We start from the raw sequence: 15672 nt of genomic DNA, 5'->3' as shown, positions 1-15672 counted from the left end.
ATGCGCGGCACCCGCTGCGCATTTTATTTTGCCTTCTGAACACCTTCCCCGTAGATAGTCTTCCAGTCGTTTTTCATGGACACGGGAATCCATCCGTACTTTTCGCTTGCAACGCGCATTTTTTCGGCTTTCGCCTCGTTGCCATATTCGCGTTCCAGGTCATCGCAAAGCAACATGAAGCCCATAGCCCTATATTTGTTATTTGAAATCGCATAATTCAAGAGGCTTGCATCCGTGCCGCTGTTGCCAAAAGCAAGCACCGGCTGGTAGCCAATTTCACTTGCGAGAGTCGTTACCTTGTTCGTCTGCAAATTCTTGATAATGCTCTGCCCCGCAAGCACAAGATTATCGCCGTTCTGGAATGTGTAAGCAAGACCGTCCGCACCTTTTTGGTTGCTCGTCACCACGACCACATCGGAACCGATAATTTGTTTGGGCGGGAGACCGAGACCGTCAACAACGACCGGGCGCATCGTATAGCGTTCCGTGCCACTGCTCACGTAAACCGTGAAGCCATTCGCTGTCAAGAATTTTACCACTTCAACCATAGGCTTGTAATAAGCCTCGCCGCGTTTGAGTCCCGTAAAGCCCGGCTGCGGTTCTTGCATAAACGCACGAACGTACGCTTCGAATTCCGGAAGCGTCATACCCTTGTAAGCCTCGGCCACCATGCGTTCGCGCTCTGCGCTCAGCCCCGGGAAAATTTTCTTTTCGCGACCCTCGCGAGCCGCCTTCAACTGCTTTTTCGAAGGCTTGTAAGTGGAATCATCAAGAACGCGATGTTCGAAAAGCATCCAGTCAAAATACGTCGGAGCCGTTTCGAGGAAAAGCGTACCATCCCAATCAAAAACAGCTATGCGGCGTTCCGCCGGAATAAAATCTGGAGAGGTCGAATCAGTCGTTGCACGCACAAACGCTTCAAGAGAATCTTTCGCAGGAGCGTGATCGTTCCAGAGAGAAAGGGATTCTTGAGGTTTCTCGGGAAGTACAGCTTGCTTGGATTGCTCGGCGAGAGTCGACGCCTGTCGAGATTCCGCCGCAGTCGTAGTCGGGAGTGCCGCAGACTTTTGAACCGCCGCAGACTTCTCTTCATATTTCGAGCAATCTTCACAAGACGCCCGTTTATCGCAACAACCGGCTAAGAACATAGCCGCCACAAAACCAACTGCAAAAATTTTTGCAATCATACTTTGCTCCCCTTTTCAGAAATTTTTTGTATTAAATATAGTGAAAAGATTTCATCACCATTGCTATAAAATCATCAAAGTTGAAGCACTTGCGGCAATTTGTAAATGAAGATATATTAAAATATATCATACATCTGATTGGTATAACAAATGAGAACACTAGAAGAAATAAAAGCCGACATCAACAAGCTCAATAAAGAATTGGAAACTGTTTACGAAGCAAATAAAGTTCGAGACATAGCTTTACTAAACAGCAAATACGCAAATAATTGGATTATTGTCCATGAGCATACATCAGTCCTAGATGCAGGCGTTTCCAAAATAATAAAAGGAAATGTCCATCTGTATAAAGTTAAAGAAGTCTTATTTCAAGGACAAGGTTTTTTCAGATTTTCTGCGATACTACACATAAAAATCGATTCCGAAGACAACGAAAATCTCACATTCCTTGTTGAGAAAGATTTAGACAACGCTTCAATTTATTTCAGTGATTTCAAAAGAGAGCTAGCAAAAATAGCAAACGAAACAGAAATCTCAAAATGGCTAAATAAAGCAAAAAACAGATTCAATCATCTTTTTGCATTAGCAAAGAGTTAGGTTTAATGGTACTACTAGGGCTGAAAAAGTCGAAATTCCACCTGAAAAAATGTTTAATATGCCATATGTATATGTAAAAGATTCAGAAGGATTCGTTTTCAAGAAGAAAGAATCCGAAATTGTTGCCGGAGAAAAGACCATCTCTGAAAAAGAATACATGAAAAAATCCGGGCTCGCTTTATACGAGAAGAAATTCGGACATGGGGGCGCTCGCGGAATTTCGCAACTTTGACGAGTCTCGCATTGAAAGCGGATTAACGATCGTCAGGCTTGTCTATAATCGGACGGTCTACCACAGGAACTTTTATTTCGCCCCTAAGGTACTTCAAGACCCTTTCAACCTGCGAAGGTGGCACCACAACTGGCTTACAATTGGGGAATCTTGCCGGTTTGCAACGAATAGCCATAGCCTTATCCTTATTTTGAAGGTGAATATATTAACTCTGGAGCTAACACTAAACAGGTGAAAGCCCGGCAACGCTCTAACAAACCGGCGTGTTCATAATATACCAAAAGGATTTTTGCAAAGCAAGGGGTCGAGCTGCAGACCGTTCATTTTGCAAACAACTGTTAGCAAAATGAATGCAACTTTCTTGCCAAATTAAAATATCTTTGGGCTATCCATCAAATCCTTCAAGAATTTTTCAGCATCAACTCCTTCTGCACCCTGTTCAATTTCAGAAATAGCTTCAGCAAGCTTTGAATACAGTTCTAGCTTAACCATCTGTTTTTCACAACATTCGATAGACATAACAAGTCTCCTGCGCTATGAAAACATACGATCGTGATTATGAGAAATCAAGGGGGCACGTCACGACTACATTTTTCCATGATAAAGGCTTTTATGATTTTTTGCGTGAGGAAATTCCCTCTCCTATAGAGCGTTTCTACTGAAAACTTTTACCAAAAACTAAAAAAGTTTTCACTATACTGAAAACTTTTTTCCTAGAAATTAACGATTTGTAGCATTTCCATATACCGATTTTCAACTCAGCAATGCAGAAATGCAAGCATTTCTGCACAGCATCCGCCTCATTGCTAGTCCTTTAGACAACGAACAGAAAGCCCGTCGTCCTCATTTTCGAGGCTTAGGTATGCATCGTCATTGTAAGACCCCAAGTTCAGACCGTACCGGCTATTATCGCTACAGTTATTGCAGTACACAGTAGACTCTGTAGAACTCCAAAAGTTCGCGCTGAGTCCCTCACTGTTGTTATAGATGTATTTTTCTCCATAATGCCTTCTGGAGCCAGCAGGCAGCGCAGAGAACGAGAACTCATCCGTACCATTGTCACTATTGTAATTCCAACCAGATGAGGACTTGAGAACCTTGACTGCGGTCGATGTTCCACCCACAGCATTGAGCAGGGTGCCCCATTCAGTAACAGCCGGCAGATGCCAGCCCTCTGGACAAATACAAGTCGCCACAGCCCACGTGTAAAGACGACCGTACTTGGAGCAGTTTGCCGCGTCATCGTTGTAGCAGAAACTGTTGGCTGATTCGTAGTTTAAGTTCTGAGCCATCCAGGTCTGCGAGCCAATAGTCACAGTCTTGTACGTCTGACCATCGCGGGAGTCTTTTAGAGTTCCCATCTTAATCGAATTTTTTATATCGGAACTGGACGAACTTTTTAAATCATGATTATCTTTAAGACAACGAACTGAGTAACCAGAGTTCTTGCGTGCATTTTTGCTCAGGCATGTCTGGCCGTCTCCACACCACCCAAAGCTGTACGCACTTTCCTTATCGGACTCCATAGAACTCCAGAAGGATTCCACAGAACGGCCCGCGTAATAATAATTTCCCTTGTCATTCCTGTAGCCAGCAGGCAACGCTGAAAAAGAAAAAGCATCCGTTCCATCATTAGAAGTGGACTCGAGAGCGTCGTACGCAATTCTGCATCCACCGACGGCTGTCATCAAATATTCCCATTCTCTTTCCGAAGGCAAGTGCCAACCTGTAGGACAAACACCTTGGATATTACCCGATGGCAAAGAACATGCATAGCCATAGCCACATTCGTTCTCGGATTTACCGACCGCCGCCGCCCATTTGTATAGACGGCCGTACTTTGAGCAATACTCGGCAGAATCATTATAGCAAAAACTAGAGTCCGTTTTAAAGTTCAGATTTTCAGCCATCCATACTTGATCGCCAATTTGCACTGTCTTGTATGTCTGACCATCTCGTGAATCTTTTAAAGTTCCCATCTTTGCCGAATTTTTATTATCGGAATTGGACGAACTTTTTGAATCATCACAGTCCTTCAGACAACGAACAGAAAAGGCATCACCTTCGCCATGGGAATTATTCGCCAAGAAGGTACCATCGCAACTATCACTCATGCACACCAAATGACAATATTCTTTACAAGAGGGTTCCCGCACTTGGAAAAAGGCAATTTCATCTAGACTACGATAATAACCGAGCCCACGAAGAACATCTTCTTTATATCTACGTTCCCCTGCAGGCACGATAGAAAAGCCAAAGGCATCGAACGCTTGAGGCCAATTCTTAAATCCTTTAGCCCAAAGTGAATATGTTGCACTATCCGGATAGGTCTTATTCACCAAGTCAAATAAAGTCCACCATTCATCCTTGCTTGGCAAGTGCCAACCGGACGGGCAGCTATTTTCCGCAGCACCATATTCATACAGCCTTCCATACTTAGAGCAATTCGCAGGATTATCATCGTAGCAATAGCTTCCCGCAACTTGATAATTCAGGTTCTCCGCCATCCATGTCTGAGAGCCGATGGTCACAGTTTTGTAAGTCTGACCATCTCGTGAATCTTTTAGAGTTCCCATCTTTGCAGAAGGCTTCTCTACAGATGCACTTGTAGATGATGGATAAACATCTACAGCATCGTCGCTTTCCACCCACTTTTCATTTTGGCAAATATACCCCTGATCCTGATCTTTCACATAGGCGGTCTTACCTTCCCTTTTTTCGGCACAGCTCGGCAACATTTCATAAGTCGCCACTTCCATATCAGCAGAACTGCTTTTTGCTGGGCTGGTTGTCGAATCAGAATCTCCGCCGCAAGCGGACAACAAAAATAAAGCGGAAGCACCAAGCAAAACTAATCTTTTCATACATTCTCCAACTTACCAAGCCATTCCTGAATCAAGACATCAGTTTTCATTCTGTTTGCACCCGAAGTACTGGGAAGCGACAAAAACTTAATTGGACGATTCTTCAGTTCAGCTAGCAATTTATACCTAATTTTTTCTGAAAAAGCCTTAGAAGCCTTTTTGCCATTAAACACAATCGTATGAATACCAGGGTTTTCATTGAGCAATTCGACCAATTCGGAAAAGTTGTTGATTTCTCCCTTTCTAATATTCTTGTCTAACGAATCTTCACGAAGAGCTCTTTTATAGACATCCCAAAGAGCGATGCCAACAGAAGCCAAGAGTTTTATCTTCTCAGAATATTCAACAGGAACAGTTTTTTCACCTTGTAATGCAGCAACAACTTTCCAAAATCTATTCGATGAACTGCAATAGTACTTAGGCACAGAATTCTCTTGAACATCCTCACTATCGCTTGTTTTATTTGCCTGAATCGTTTTGTTACCAGGAAGCGAACCTAAAACCAAAATCTTTGACGTACCGACAACGAGCGGTGCTAAACCTATTTTTTCTTCGTTTGACATAAAAACCTTTTTCTCGTTTTACAAGACTTGCTAATTTTCTTACGCTCAAAAGTAAAATTTCTTGTTACAATTGCAAGTAATTTTGTCAATTTCTCCTATTTTCAAGGTCTTTTTTACAAGATCCTAACGTTTCAGGGTTTTAGGGGCAGAGCCCCTAGGCGTGATGTGATGGAAGACTTGCCCCATGTCCGCTATTAGAACTTTACTGGACCCATTCGACTCCGTGCTTCGCACTTCGCTCAGGGTGACACTTGAATTTTGCATCAGATGCAATATGATATTAGGGCAAGGCTGCAATCAGGGGGAGGTCTCCCCCACCTAGCCAAAATTATTTATTACAAAATCATTACACAAATCTTAAAATGGAGTTATTTTCGGCCCGTTCGGAGCATATTCAGAAATCCGGCGGGCTTAATAAATCTATCTTGTAGCTTGTAAAATTTTGCAGAGTAGCAGGATTTTCAATTAACCGTTAAATTAAAACACTATAGTAATATGAGTCTTAAAATCGTTGTGCTTGCAAAGCAAGTACCTGATACACGAAACGTAGGCCCGGACGCCATGACGCCGCAGGGTACTATCAATCGTGCCGCATTGCCCGCGGTCTTCAACCCCGAAGACCTGAACGCCCTGGAGCAAGCCCTTCGTTTGAAGGACCTGTTCCCTGGTTCCACCATCTCCGTGTTGACCATGGGTCTCCCGAAGTCTGCCGAAGTCGTCCGCGAAGCTTTGTACCGCGGTGCTGACTGCGGTTACGTCGTGACAGACCGCCCGCTCGGTGGTGCTGACACGCTCGCTACGAGCTACACGCTCGCCCAGGCAGTGAAGAAGATCGGTGACTACGACATTATCCTCGGTGGCCGCCAGGCTATCGACGGCGATACCGCACAGGTCGGTCCGCAGATTGCAGAAAAGCTCGGACTTACTCAGGTCACTTACGCCGAAGAAATCTTGAAGCTCGACGAACAGGCACGCAAGGTCGTGATCCGCCGCCACATCGACGGTGGTGTCGAAACTGTGGAAGCACCGCTCCCGCTGGTCGTGACCGTGAACGGCAGTGCAGCTCCGTGCCGTCCGCGCAATGCAAAGCGCATCATGAAGTTCAAGAACGCTACTGCAGTTGCCGAACGCAAGCCGGAAGATGCAGACAAGTACGCAGCTCTCATCGCTAAGAAGCCCTACCTCGACATCCCGCAGTGGGGTGCAGCCGATATCGATGCCGACCCGGCTCAGATCGGTAAGGCAGGCTCGCCGACGAACGTGAAGGCCGTCAAGAACATCGTGTTCAAGGCCAAGGAAAGCCGCACGCTCTCCGCAAGCGACGCCGACATTGAAGGACTTATCAAGGAACTTTTAGACGGGAAGATTATTGGCTAACCTATGAATAACGTATTTGTATATTGCGAAATTGAGGGAACCACCGTCGTTGACGTTTCCCTTGAACTGCTTTCTAAGGGTCGCAAGTTGGCCAACACTCTCGGCGTTCAGCTCGAGTGCATTTGCGCCGGCAAGGGCCTTGATGGCATTGAAAAACAGGTTTTCCCTTACGGTGTGGACAAGGTTCATGTGTTCGACGCCGAAGGCCTGTTCCCTTACACCACCAACCCGCACGCTTCTCTCGTGGTGAACCTCTTCAAGGAAGAACAGCCGCAGATTTGCTTGCTCGGTGCAACGGTTATCGGCCGTGACCTCGGCCCGCGCATCTCCAGCGCCATGCACAGCGGCCTTACCGCTGACTGTACCGAACTCGAAATTGACAGCTTTGAAATGAGCATCGGTGGCGTGAAGAAGTTCTACGAAAACCAGCTCTGCCAAATCCGTCCGGCATTCGGTGGTAACATCGTCGCAACGATTGTGAACCCGGAACACCGCCCGCAGATGGCAACCGTCCGCGAAGGCGTGATGAAGAAGGAAATCGTCGATCCGAACTACAAGGGCGAAGTCGTGAAGCACGACGTGGCCAAGTACGTTCCGGAAACGGAATACGTGGTCAAGGTGCTCGAACGCCATGTGGAAAAGGCCAAGCACAACCTCAAGGGCGCCCCAATCGTGGTGGCCGGTGGTTACGGCATGGGCTCCAAGGAAAACTTCGACATGCTGTTCGAACTTGCCAAGGAACTCCACGCTGAAGTCGGTGCTAGCCGCGCCGCTGTGGACGCAGGTTTCGTCGATCATGACCGTCAGATCGGTCAGACTGGCGTGACGGTCCGCCCGAAGGTCTATATCGCTTTCGGTATTTCCGGCCAGATCCAGCACCTCGCTGGCATGCAGGATTCAGGTATCATCATCTCCGTGAACTCCGACCCCGAAGCTCCGATCAACGCTATCGCTGATTACGTGATCAACGGCACCGTCGAAGAAGTTCTCCCGAAGATGATCAAGTATTACAAGGCAAACAACAAGTAAGCGCTATGGCAAATTTCTACACAGATCACCCCGAGATTAAATTCAACCTCGAAAGCAGCCCCTTGATGCAGCGCATTGTCGAGCTCAAGGAAAACGGCTTTGCTGACAAGGACAATTTCGACTATGCGCCGGAAGATTTTGCCGACGCTATGGACAACTACAACCGCGTACTCGAAGTCGCTGGCGACATCACCGCAAACACGGTCTTCCCGAACTCCGAAGACGTGGATGCCGAAGGTCCGCACTGCGAAAACGGCCGCGTCCGCTACGCATCCAAGACCTACGAAAACCTCGAAGCCACCCGCAAGGCTGGCCTCAACGGTGTCACGATGCCGCGACGCTTTGGCGGTCTCAACTTCCCGATTACCGCCTACACGGCCATCAACGAAATGATCGCCTCTGCAGACGCCGGTTTCGAGAACATTTGGTCCCTCCAGGACTGCATTGAAACGCTCTATGAATTCGGCGACGAAGACCAGCGTTCCCGTTTCATCCCGCGCATCTGCGCCGGCGAGACGATGTCCATGGACTTGACCGAACCGGATGCAGGTTCTGACTTGCAGCGCGTGATGCTCAAGGCCACCTACAGCGAAGCTGACAAGTGCTGGTACTTGAACGGCGTGAAGCGCTTCATCACGAACGGCGACTCCGACATCCACCTGGTGCTCGCCCGCTCCGAAGAAGGCACGCACGATGGTCGTGGTCTTTCCATGTTCATTTACGACAAGCGTGACGGTGGCGTTGACGTTCGCCGCATCGAAAACAAGCTCGGTATTCACGGAAGCCCGACTTGCGAACTTGTCTACAAGAACGCGAAGGCTGAACTCTGCGGCCGCCGCAAGTTCGGTCTCATCAAGTACGTGATGGCCCTCATGAACGGCGCACGCCTCGGCATTGCCGCTCAGTCTGTGGGTATCAGCCAGATGGCCTACAACGAAGCTCTCGCCTACGCCAAGGACCGTAAGCAGTTCGGTCAGGCTATCGTGAACTTCCCGGCCGTGTACGAGATGATTTCCAACATCAAGGCTCGCCTTGACGCAGGCCGCGCCCTCTTGTACCAGACAGCTCGTTACGTCGATATCTACAAGTGCCTCGAAGACATCGAACGCACCCGCAAGCTCACCGACGACGAAAAGAAGGAACTCAAGCTTTACCAGAAGCTCGCTTCCGCTTGCACACCGCTCGCCAAGGGCATGAACTCCGAATACGCAAACCAGAACAGCTACGACTGTATCCAGGTTCACGGCGGTTCGGGCTACATGCTTGAATACGCTTGCCAGCGCCTCTACCGCGACGCTCGTATTACCTCCATTTACGAAGGTACGACGCAGCTCCAGACGGTTGCAGCACTTCCGCACATCACCACCGGCAGCTACGGCCTCATGCTCGAAGAACTCGAAGCCATGGACGTTCGCCCGGAATACGAAAGCCTCAAGGCTCGCGCCAAGGCTATGGACGAAAAGTACAACGAAGCTATTGAATACGTGAAGTCCGTTGAAAACAACGAATTCACCGACCTCTGCAGCCGTCACTTGTACGAACTCGCCGCCAACTGCGTGATGACCCAGTTGCTCCTCCGCGACGCTACCAAGGCACCGGAACTGTTCGACAAGAGCATGAAGGTGTACTTGAACCTCGCCGAAGCCGAAGTCGCAAAGCACTACAACTTTGTGAAGAGCCTTCGCGTGGAATCGCTCGAAAGCTACAAGCAGGCTTAACTGATAGCGGGGCGTGTAAACCCCCCGGTGTCATCCTGAGCGGAGTGCCGTGAGGCACGAAGTCGAAGGATTTAAACGCTAAAAGAACCTCGGTGATGAACCGAGGTTCTTTGTTTGCAATTTTCTTTTACTCAATCTTTATTTTTTAAGCAACGCAACGACACTCCATTATCATCAGTCATTGTAACGGAAAAAGTAAAATACGAATTCGATGTTTGCGAAACATCTTTGGCATTAAAACTCGCAGTTTCTGTATTCCACTTTGTTTGACGATAGGTCGTCCAAAACTCAGCCCGTTCACCATAATAATCAAATGGTTCAAAAGTACCCCAGTCATTAAAGCTGTATTTAAAGCCCGATGGTTTGACATTAAATCCAAATTTATCACTTCCATTTCCATTATCAATCCAACCATTTTTCGATTTCAAAGCAATAGATCCAGCGGCATAGCTTTCCACACCACCATCTGCCGCCCCACCTCCCGCAACTTTTACAAGTGTAGACCATTCGTTTAAGCTAGGAACATGCCATCCTTTGGGGCATATTCCACGTATTTCTATTGTATCAACAATCAATGTTGATACACATTTAGCAACCCCACTTCCACACCCCGCAGTCTGAGAACTAAATATACCCGCACTATCAATAGCAGCCGAATATGTATATAGATGTCCTAATGATTCACAACTATCAGATATGTAATTAAAACAAAAACTCTTAGCAGTGCCATAATCATAATCCAATTTCAAGTTTTCCGCCATCCAAATTTGGCTGCCAATTGTTACAGTCTTGTACACCTGATTATCCCTTAAATCCTTGAGGGTATTACTTTTTCTATCATAAACACTCTCTCCATTTTTATTTACCACTTTAGAAAAAATAGTTGAAACAGGAATGCAATCATGATTTTTCGTTAGATAGTAGCAATATGAAGATTCGAATGCACTACTCATTACAGTACTACTAGAAATTTGATTAGGAATAATTGATGATGATGAATAGGAAGTAGCAATTGAACTGTAACTAAAAGAAAAAGGATCCATCAATTGCCAATTTCCATTTTGACAGGTATAAGCATTCCCCTGTGGATCTTGCATAACACTTCCCACAGAACAAGTAGGCAAATTATTTTGCAATGGAACGAATACGTCATTACGACATATATATCTGATTCCATCAATATCTGTCTGAGAGCCTTCAATGCATACTGAATTATTTGTTTGCGAAGCAGTTACATTAGCGTTGGAATCATTGCCGCACGCAACGAAACAGAAAACTCCAACCAACCAAAAGACACACGCTATCTTCATAACATACCTCCCTACAAAATGGATAAATTCAAAAAAAAGACGTGGGAAACGTTCATGTTTATCCGAATCGAGGTTCAGCAAAACCTGCACTTGATAAACACAAACGACCCACGCCCATTACTGGACGTGAGCGTTCGCATCCCTTTTCTCAAGTGCTTGAAATTTGCTGATTTCGATTCAGAGAGCCAGGAGCAAAGCTCAAGAAATGTCAAAAACAAAATTACCTTATAAAAACACCTCTAAAAAGTTTACAATCCTAATATAACTCTTTTTTCACGATAAAAAGCCTTTTTTCAAACGAGAATGCTCTAAAATTAAGAAAAACATATCATATAGAGCTACCAGATAATATTCCTAATTAGACTAGTTTGGGTTTACTACGGCTTAATTAGCAATTAAGTCACCCACATCTATCTCTTTTTTGTAGGCTCAACCTGCTTGTAATACTTTTTTAAAAAAGTCTTATTGTCAATACGATCCTTATACGCATGAGCCCACAATTCGTTAAAATCATATGTTGGGTAATTAACGGCCTTGTTTTTTAGAATTTCAATGAAATCTTGGTTTTGATTTTGCAAATCAAGAAAAGATTCTAATTCAGAAATGTTTATGATACTTACATCATCTAGTTTTCCATATTCAGATTTCAGCAAATCCTTACATATACTATTTGCGTTATACAAATGATCATATAGAACAACCAGACTGTGAACTACATTGCAATTCTTGTATGCAGACAATTCTAGCAAGCCATTTGCCATCAAATTCTTGGTCACTCTAATTTGCTCGATGGCTTTACCAACACTATTTTTTAAGTTATTCGAAGCACAACGATGATCACCTAGAAACTTCGCGTTTGAAAAAATACCAGATTGTTTAACCTCAACAAGAACCAATTCATTATCTTTTTTCAAAAAAAAGTCTACCGTTTTATTTTGCCGCTTTCCATAAACAATTTCTCTAGATATTTCAAACGATGTTAGATAATAATCTAATAGCATCCCTACATAATTTTCGAAAGCATAACCAAATTCCTCTCGAAATAGATTCCTTTTAGCACCATTATTATAGTGATTGGATAAATCGTGGTATATTCCTGTAGTTACCCGAGCATACAAATAATTTACGGCAGGGACAAAGTAAACCACCCTATTTTTTCCCACAGGAATTTCTTCAGAATTCAAAATAGGCTTACTTATATAAGCTGGAGGAACGGTTCTATTTATCCATTCAGCCTTCTTTGAGGAAAAATAATCCAAGAACTTTAAATGTGAATCTTCCTGTAAATTTTCTCCGAAAAAAGACGATAATTCAGAAGGATTTTCGTACGGAAACAAGTATCCATTTTTTAGCGCAGCCATAGCAAAAAACAGAATTGACCTATAAGATATTCCTACAATAGACTCGATTTCTGTTAAAGGCTGAATGGTATTTCTTGACGGCCATGCATCTGTAAACAAGCACCAAGCTCTAGAGACCATATGCATAGGAGAGCCTCGAAACTGTTCATAAGAAACTAGGGTCATCATTTCAAGGGCATCCGAATGCTTTAGAAGATTCTTTTCTTCTTCTCCCGATGCAATACGAAGCACCAATCGTAAGCCATCATCCGTAGGAGTTGTCAACTTTTCATTTCTTGCGTATTTTGCAGCAAGAATAACAGCCTCGCACAAAGTTCTATCTGTATACGGGACGTCTTTAAACTGTTCCACCTTCTCAGATAGAAACAAATTTGAAGACAAACTACAAATTTTTCTTACTAACTCCAAAAAATTAAACTGAGAGAAAAAACTTTGGCATTCGCTTTCGGAAAGTTTAATTGTATCTGTTACCAATATATTCTTCCCACAAAAGGAACCTGGATTATAAATTTCCATTCCACCCCTCCCATTTATCACGATAAAACCAAGGATTATTCTTCCTTAGCAATCGCTTTTTCTGCCCAATCTTCCGGGAACGAAATGTGTTCCAACTGAATTGCAGACGAATACTTTTCAAACAATTCTTTAATTGATGGAAGGAATTCTTCGTTCCACTTTTTAGGATTCGGATACAAATTCCGCACTGCAAGGAACACCGCCCAAAGAGAGCGTTCGTCTTTTTCTTCTACTTCCTCAATATTTGCAGGAATAGCGGAGAAGATTCTATAGTAGAGCCGCCCATAATGAGCACAAATATTCCGCAAGTCGGTCGCACACCTTAGCCAGCTTTTTAAATTCTTTGGGACAGTCTTATAATACTCGCTTGCAAAGTGCTTTTGGTCCGCAAGGACAAGGTCGGCATAAAAATAGGAGAGCATACCAAACGAAAACAACTCCACAGCCACCCAAATAGGGAATACACCATCATAGCAATCTAGATGATGCTTCACAAATGGAACATTTGTACTATGTCCTACTTCCCTATTGAATGTATCAAGGAATTTCTGGTGCTTATGCGAACGTGAATAAATCGATGCATCCAAGTACCCGATAGGACTGTACTTATGCGCATGGAAATAAGCGAGCCTCGCCCTCATGGAAATTTCGATTTCTTCAAGCGCCGAGAAAAGCGATCTTCTTAGCAATCGGTCAAATTCATATATCTGTACAATTCTCGAAAAACTCGTTCCCGCATTATAAGAGCCATCAGCTTTTCTAAACGGCAAGAAATATGCAGACAACCTATAATAATTTATGGATTCAAGGCAGCGAACAGCATCATCAACATTCTCGATACAACAGCCGCGTTGTTCGATTTTTTCTACTTGCTCCCTATAAGATGTCGCCTTTTTTATTTCCATAAAAAAATGTCCCCCCTGGGACACATCAGTGAGAGGTGCGGGGGGTCCTGTTACTCTAAATATACAATTTTCATCGGGGAAACGCAAGCACCTATTCTACTTACCTAGGCTAAAACAAGTCTGATTTTGGAAAAAACTGGACAAGTTGCGGTAAGCCGGGCGTTGCGGGCTGGCATCTGAAGCCCGCAGTGGGGGTAGCGTAAGACCCGACGATGTGTTTTTGACAGATAGAGGCGATGCCCGCTCGGTGGCGGGCATGACATGCCGCATTTTGCACTTGTAAGTCGGGGCTGAAGCGAGGGGGATTCCTCCCCCTTCAAAAAGTTTCCTTCTCACGCGCTATTATGCGAAAAAATGTATAGCTTTATAGATAGATGGAGAAATTTTATGGGAGCGAACAACGAATTTCAGAAGATTGATCTGAATGATTACATCCAGACGGGCGAAGGCGGGACTGCGCTCGCGTACACGCACAAGAACGGTAAATCGCTTGCAAAGTTGTACAATCCGGACTTTGACGCAAACACAATAAAAAATGAATTTTGGGCATCGCGGACGGCTTTCGAGTTGGGCATTTCTACACCGGAACCGTTTCGTTTGATTACGGACGGCAAGCGTTTTGGCGGTGAGTACGAGCTCATTGAAGGCAAGCGTTCTTTTTCGCGAATCATTTCGCAGGAGCCCGAACGGCTAGAAGAGATTTCCTTGGAATTTGCACGCATGGCACGAGAGCTCCACGCAACAAAAGCAGATACTTCGCGGCTCAAGTCTTACAAGCAGATGATTACGCAGTTCTATTCCGAAAAGGATTTCGTACCGGAAGACTACAGAAAGCGCATCCTGAAATTTTTGGATAAAGTTCCAGATACTGAGACTTGCCTCCATGGCGATTTGCAGATTGGCAACGCCATTACTGACGGAAAGAGGACTCTCTGGATTGACTTGGGTGGGTTCGGATACGGAGCTCCGGAATGGGACCTTGCACTTATGTGGAACTTGGCACACATGCCAGATGCGGATAAACTAGACTTTCTATTTCATCTGCCGTCAGAAACGATGAAGACCCACTGGAACATTTTCTTTACGGCCTATCTCGGGACTAACGACAAACAGCAAATCGAAGAAGCGACCCGCCGGCTTCCGCTATTTGCCGCAGCGAAAATTCCGTACATGTTCGAAATAGCGTTCCATAAAAATGTGCCCGAGGAATTTTTCGCTCTTCTCACTCAGATGTTGGACCAGTCAGACACAGGTAAGGAGTAACCATGAAACTCGAATTCGGTTTACAGACTCGCGAAGAACTCGACGAGGCGAGCGCAATTATGGCCAGGGCATACGAGGATTACGACTATGTCACACTCTATTTCCGTGATGCAGAAAAAAGCCGAAAGGGGGTGCAGATTTTTATGAACTGCGTCCTAAAAGCAAATTATGGAAAAGCAGATTTACTGGCAGCGCATCGGGACGGCAAGCTGGTTGCCCGCGCAACACTGGAGGCACCCGGCTTCAAGAAACCTTCCGCATTCCAATACATCATACACGGTTTCTGGCGCGTATACCTTAACACGAAATGGAGCGAAATCAATGGATTCGTGGCCATGGACGAAGGCGCCAGCAAGCCTTGCCACGATTTTCAGAAGTCCGGGCCGGACATCTGGTATCTCAGCATGCTCGAAGTAGACCCATCTGCACAGGGGCAGGGCGTCGGTTCGCAATTTTTAACTTATATAGAAGATTATGTACGAGAACGCGGCGGCAAGCAGTTGGCGCTATTCACAAATTCAAAAGAAAACCTCGCTTTTTACAGCAAGCGAGGATACGAGGTTTTCCACGAATGTGAAATCGAGCACGACGGCCGAAAAATCGGCAGCTGGAGCATGAAGAAGACGCTATAGACGAAAGAAATGATGACAAGAAAAAACCGATGAGCTTTACCTTTCGCATCTTTTTTGCATAAATTTATAGCATGAAACCCGCTCTAAAAATAATTGCAATTTTGCTCATCATTTGCGT

13 protein-coding genes are annotated in these 15672 nt (G+C 45.1%); 6 read left to right on the top strand and 7 right to left on the bottom strand.

Annotation, left to right across the window (positions count from 1 at the left end):
* Positions 1 to 23: 23 nt before the first annotated feature.
* Complete coding sequence (locus BUC30_RS11150) at positions 24 to 1187, bottom strand: HAD family hydrolase (protein WP_073424925.1); 1164 nt, start codon at positions 1185 to 1187, stop codon at positions 24 to 26.
* 150 nt (positions 1188 to 1337) lie between these two features.
* On the opposite strand from BUC30_RS11150, the gene BUC30_RS11145 reads away from it, so the two are divergent.
* Positions 1338 to 1784, top strand: a complete 447-nt coding sequence (locus BUC30_RS11145) for a hypothetical protein (protein ID WP_073424924.1) — start codon at positions 1338 to 1340, stop codon at positions 1782 to 1784.
* A gap of 601 nt (positions 1785 to 2385) precedes the next feature.
* Here the strand turns inward: BUC30_RS11145 and BUC30_RS11140 are convergent.
* The 3 genes from BUC30_RS11140 to BUC30_RS11130 all read right to left on the bottom strand — a co-directional run bounded on the left by BUC30_RS11140 (position 2386) and on the right by BUC30_RS11130 (position 5443).
* The gene (locus BUC30_RS11140; protein ID WP_244536599.1) at positions 2386 to 2535 is read right to left on the bottom strand and encodes a hypothetical protein; all 150 of its coding nucleotides are present in this window, start codon (positions 2533 to 2535) and stop codon (positions 2386 to 2388) included.
* Positions 2536 to 2822: 287 nt separating this feature from the next.
* Positions 2823 to 4880, bottom strand: coding sequence for an FISUMP domain-containing protein (locus BUC30_RS11135; protein ID WP_073424923.1), 2058 nt, complete (start codon positions 4878 to 4880; stop codon positions 2823 to 2825).
* Positions 4877 to 5443, bottom strand: a complete 567-nt coding sequence (locus tag BUC30_RS11130; protein WP_073424922.1) for a DNA-deoxyinosine glycosylase — start codon at positions 5441 to 5443, stop codon at positions 4877 to 4879. The genes BUC30_RS11135 and BUC30_RS11130 overlap by 4 nt, the downstream gene beginning before the upstream one ends.
* A gap of 495 nt (positions 5444 to 5938) precedes the next feature.
* Here BUC30_RS11130 and BUC30_RS11125 point away from each other — a divergent pair, with 495 nt between their 5' ends.
* From BUC30_RS11125 to BUC30_RS11115, 3 genes are read left to right on the top strand one after another with little or no spacing between them, the layout of a single operon-like run.
* Entirely contained in the window at positions 5939 to 6820 is an 882-nt protein-coding gene (locus BUC30_RS11125; protein ID WP_073424921.1) for an electron transfer flavoprotein subunit beta/FixA family protein, read from the top strand.
* Between the two features lie 3 nt (positions 6821 to 6823).
* Positions 6824 to 7849, top strand: coding sequence for an electron transfer flavoprotein subunit alpha/FixB family protein (locus BUC30_RS11120; protein ID WP_014545689.1), 1026 nt, complete (start codon positions 6824 to 6826; stop codon positions 7847 to 7849).
* 5 nt (positions 7850 to 7854) lie between these two features.
* Positions 7855 to 9567, top strand: a complete 1713-nt coding sequence (locus BUC30_RS11115) for an acyl-CoA dehydrogenase family protein (RefSeq protein ID WP_014545690.1) — start codon at positions 7855 to 7857, stop codon at positions 9565 to 9567.
* A 131-nt stretch (positions 9568 to 9698) separates the two neighbouring features.
* On the opposite strand, the gene BUC30_RS15820 is transcribed toward BUC30_RS11115, so the two are convergent.
* The 3 genes from BUC30_RS15820 to BUC30_RS11095 form a co-directional block, all read right to left on the bottom strand.
* Positions 9699 to 10877 (bottom strand): FISUMP domain-containing protein, encoded by a 1179-nt coding sequence (locus BUC30_RS15820; protein WP_083555790.1) that lies wholly within the window; start codon positions 10875 to 10877, stop codon positions 9699 to 9701.
* Between the two features lie 410 nt (positions 10878 to 11287).
* Complete coding sequence (locus tag BUC30_RS11100; protein WP_073424918.1) at positions 11288 to 12754, bottom strand: ATP-binding protein; 1467 nt, start codon at positions 12752 to 12754, stop codon at positions 11288 to 11290.
* A gap of 35 nt (positions 12755 to 12789) precedes the next feature.
* Entirely contained in the window at positions 12790 to 13746 is a 957-nt protein-coding gene (locus BUC30_RS11095; protein WP_211518017.1) for an Abi family protein, read from the bottom strand.
* Positions 13747 to 14046: 300 nt separating this feature from the next.
* Here BUC30_RS11095 and BUC30_RS11090 point away from each other — a divergent pair, with 300 nt between their 5' ends.
* Together BUC30_RS11090 and BUC30_RS11085 are read left to right on the top strand one after the other, a co-directional pair.
* Positions 14047 to 14922, top strand: a complete 876-nt coding sequence (locus tag BUC30_RS11090) for a TIGR02172 family protein (RefSeq protein ID WP_073424916.1) — start codon at positions 14047 to 14049, stop codon at positions 14920 to 14922.
* Positions 14923 to 14924: 2 nt separating this feature from the next.
* Positions 14925 to 15554, top strand: a complete 630-nt coding sequence (locus BUC30_RS11085; RefSeq protein WP_073424915.1) for a GNAT family N-acetyltransferase — start codon at positions 14925 to 14927, stop codon at positions 15552 to 15554.
* Positions 15555 to 15672: the final 118 nt, after the last annotated feature.

The sequence above is a fragment of the Fibrobacter sp. UWB7 genome (assembly GCF_900142945.1).
In the GTDB taxonomy this organism is placed as follows: domain Bacteria; phylum Fibrobacterota; class Fibrobacteria; order Fibrobacterales; family Fibrobacteraceae; genus Fibrobacter.
The sequence above is the reverse complement of the archived record's forward strand: the minus strand, read 5'-3'. Positions and strand labels throughout refer to the sequence as shown.

Excerpts from the sequence above, each read along its gene's own strand:
- BUC30_RS11120 (WP_014545689.1), top strand. The coding sequence starts at position 6,824 with ATGAATAACGTATTTGTATATTGCGAAATTGAGGGAACCACCGTCGTT.
- BUC30_RS15820 (WP_083555790.1), bottom strand. The coding sequence starts at position 10,877 with ATGAAGATAGCGTGTGTCTTTTGGTTGGTTGGAGTTTTCTGTTTCGTT.
- BUC30_RS11085 (WP_073424915.1), top strand. The coding sequence starts at position 14,925 with ATGAAACTCGAATTCGGTTTACAGACTCGCGAAGAACTCGACGAGGCG.
- BUC30_RS11090 (WP_073424916.1), top strand. The coding sequence starts at position 14,047 with ATGGGAGCGAACAACGAATTTCAGAAGATTGATCTGAATGATTACATC.
- BUC30_RS11140 (WP_244536599.1), bottom strand. The coding sequence starts at position 2,535 with ATGTCTATCGAATGTTGTGAAAAACAGATGGTTAAGCTAGAACTGTAT.
- BUC30_RS11130 (WP_073424922.1), bottom strand. The coding sequence starts at position 5,443 with ATGTCAAACGAAGAAAAAATAGGTTTAGCACCGCTCGTTGTCGGTACG.
- BUC30_RS11135 (WP_073424923.1), bottom strand. The coding sequence starts at position 4,880 with ATGAAAAGATTAGTTTTGCTTGGTGCTTCCGCTTTATTTTTGTTGTCC.
- BUC30_RS11100 (WP_073424918.1), bottom strand. The coding sequence starts at position 12,754 with ATGGAAATTTATAATCCAGGTTCCTTTTGTGGGAAGAATATATTGGTA.
- BUC30_RS11150 (WP_073424925.1), bottom strand. The coding sequence starts at position 1,187 with ATGATTGCAAAAATTTTTGCAGTTGGTTTTGTGGCGGCTATGTTCTTA.
- BUC30_RS11115 (WP_014545690.1), top strand. The coding sequence starts at position 7,855 with ATGGCAAATTTCTACACAGATCACCCCGAGATTAAATTCAACCTCGAA.
- BUC30_RS11125 (WP_073424921.1), top strand. The coding sequence starts at position 5,939 with ATGAGTCTTAAAATCGTTGTGCTTGCAAAGCAAGTACCTGATACACGA.
- BUC30_RS11145 (WP_073424924.1), top strand. The coding sequence starts at position 1,338 with ATGAGAACACTAGAAGAAATAAAAGCCGACATCAACAAGCTCAATAAA.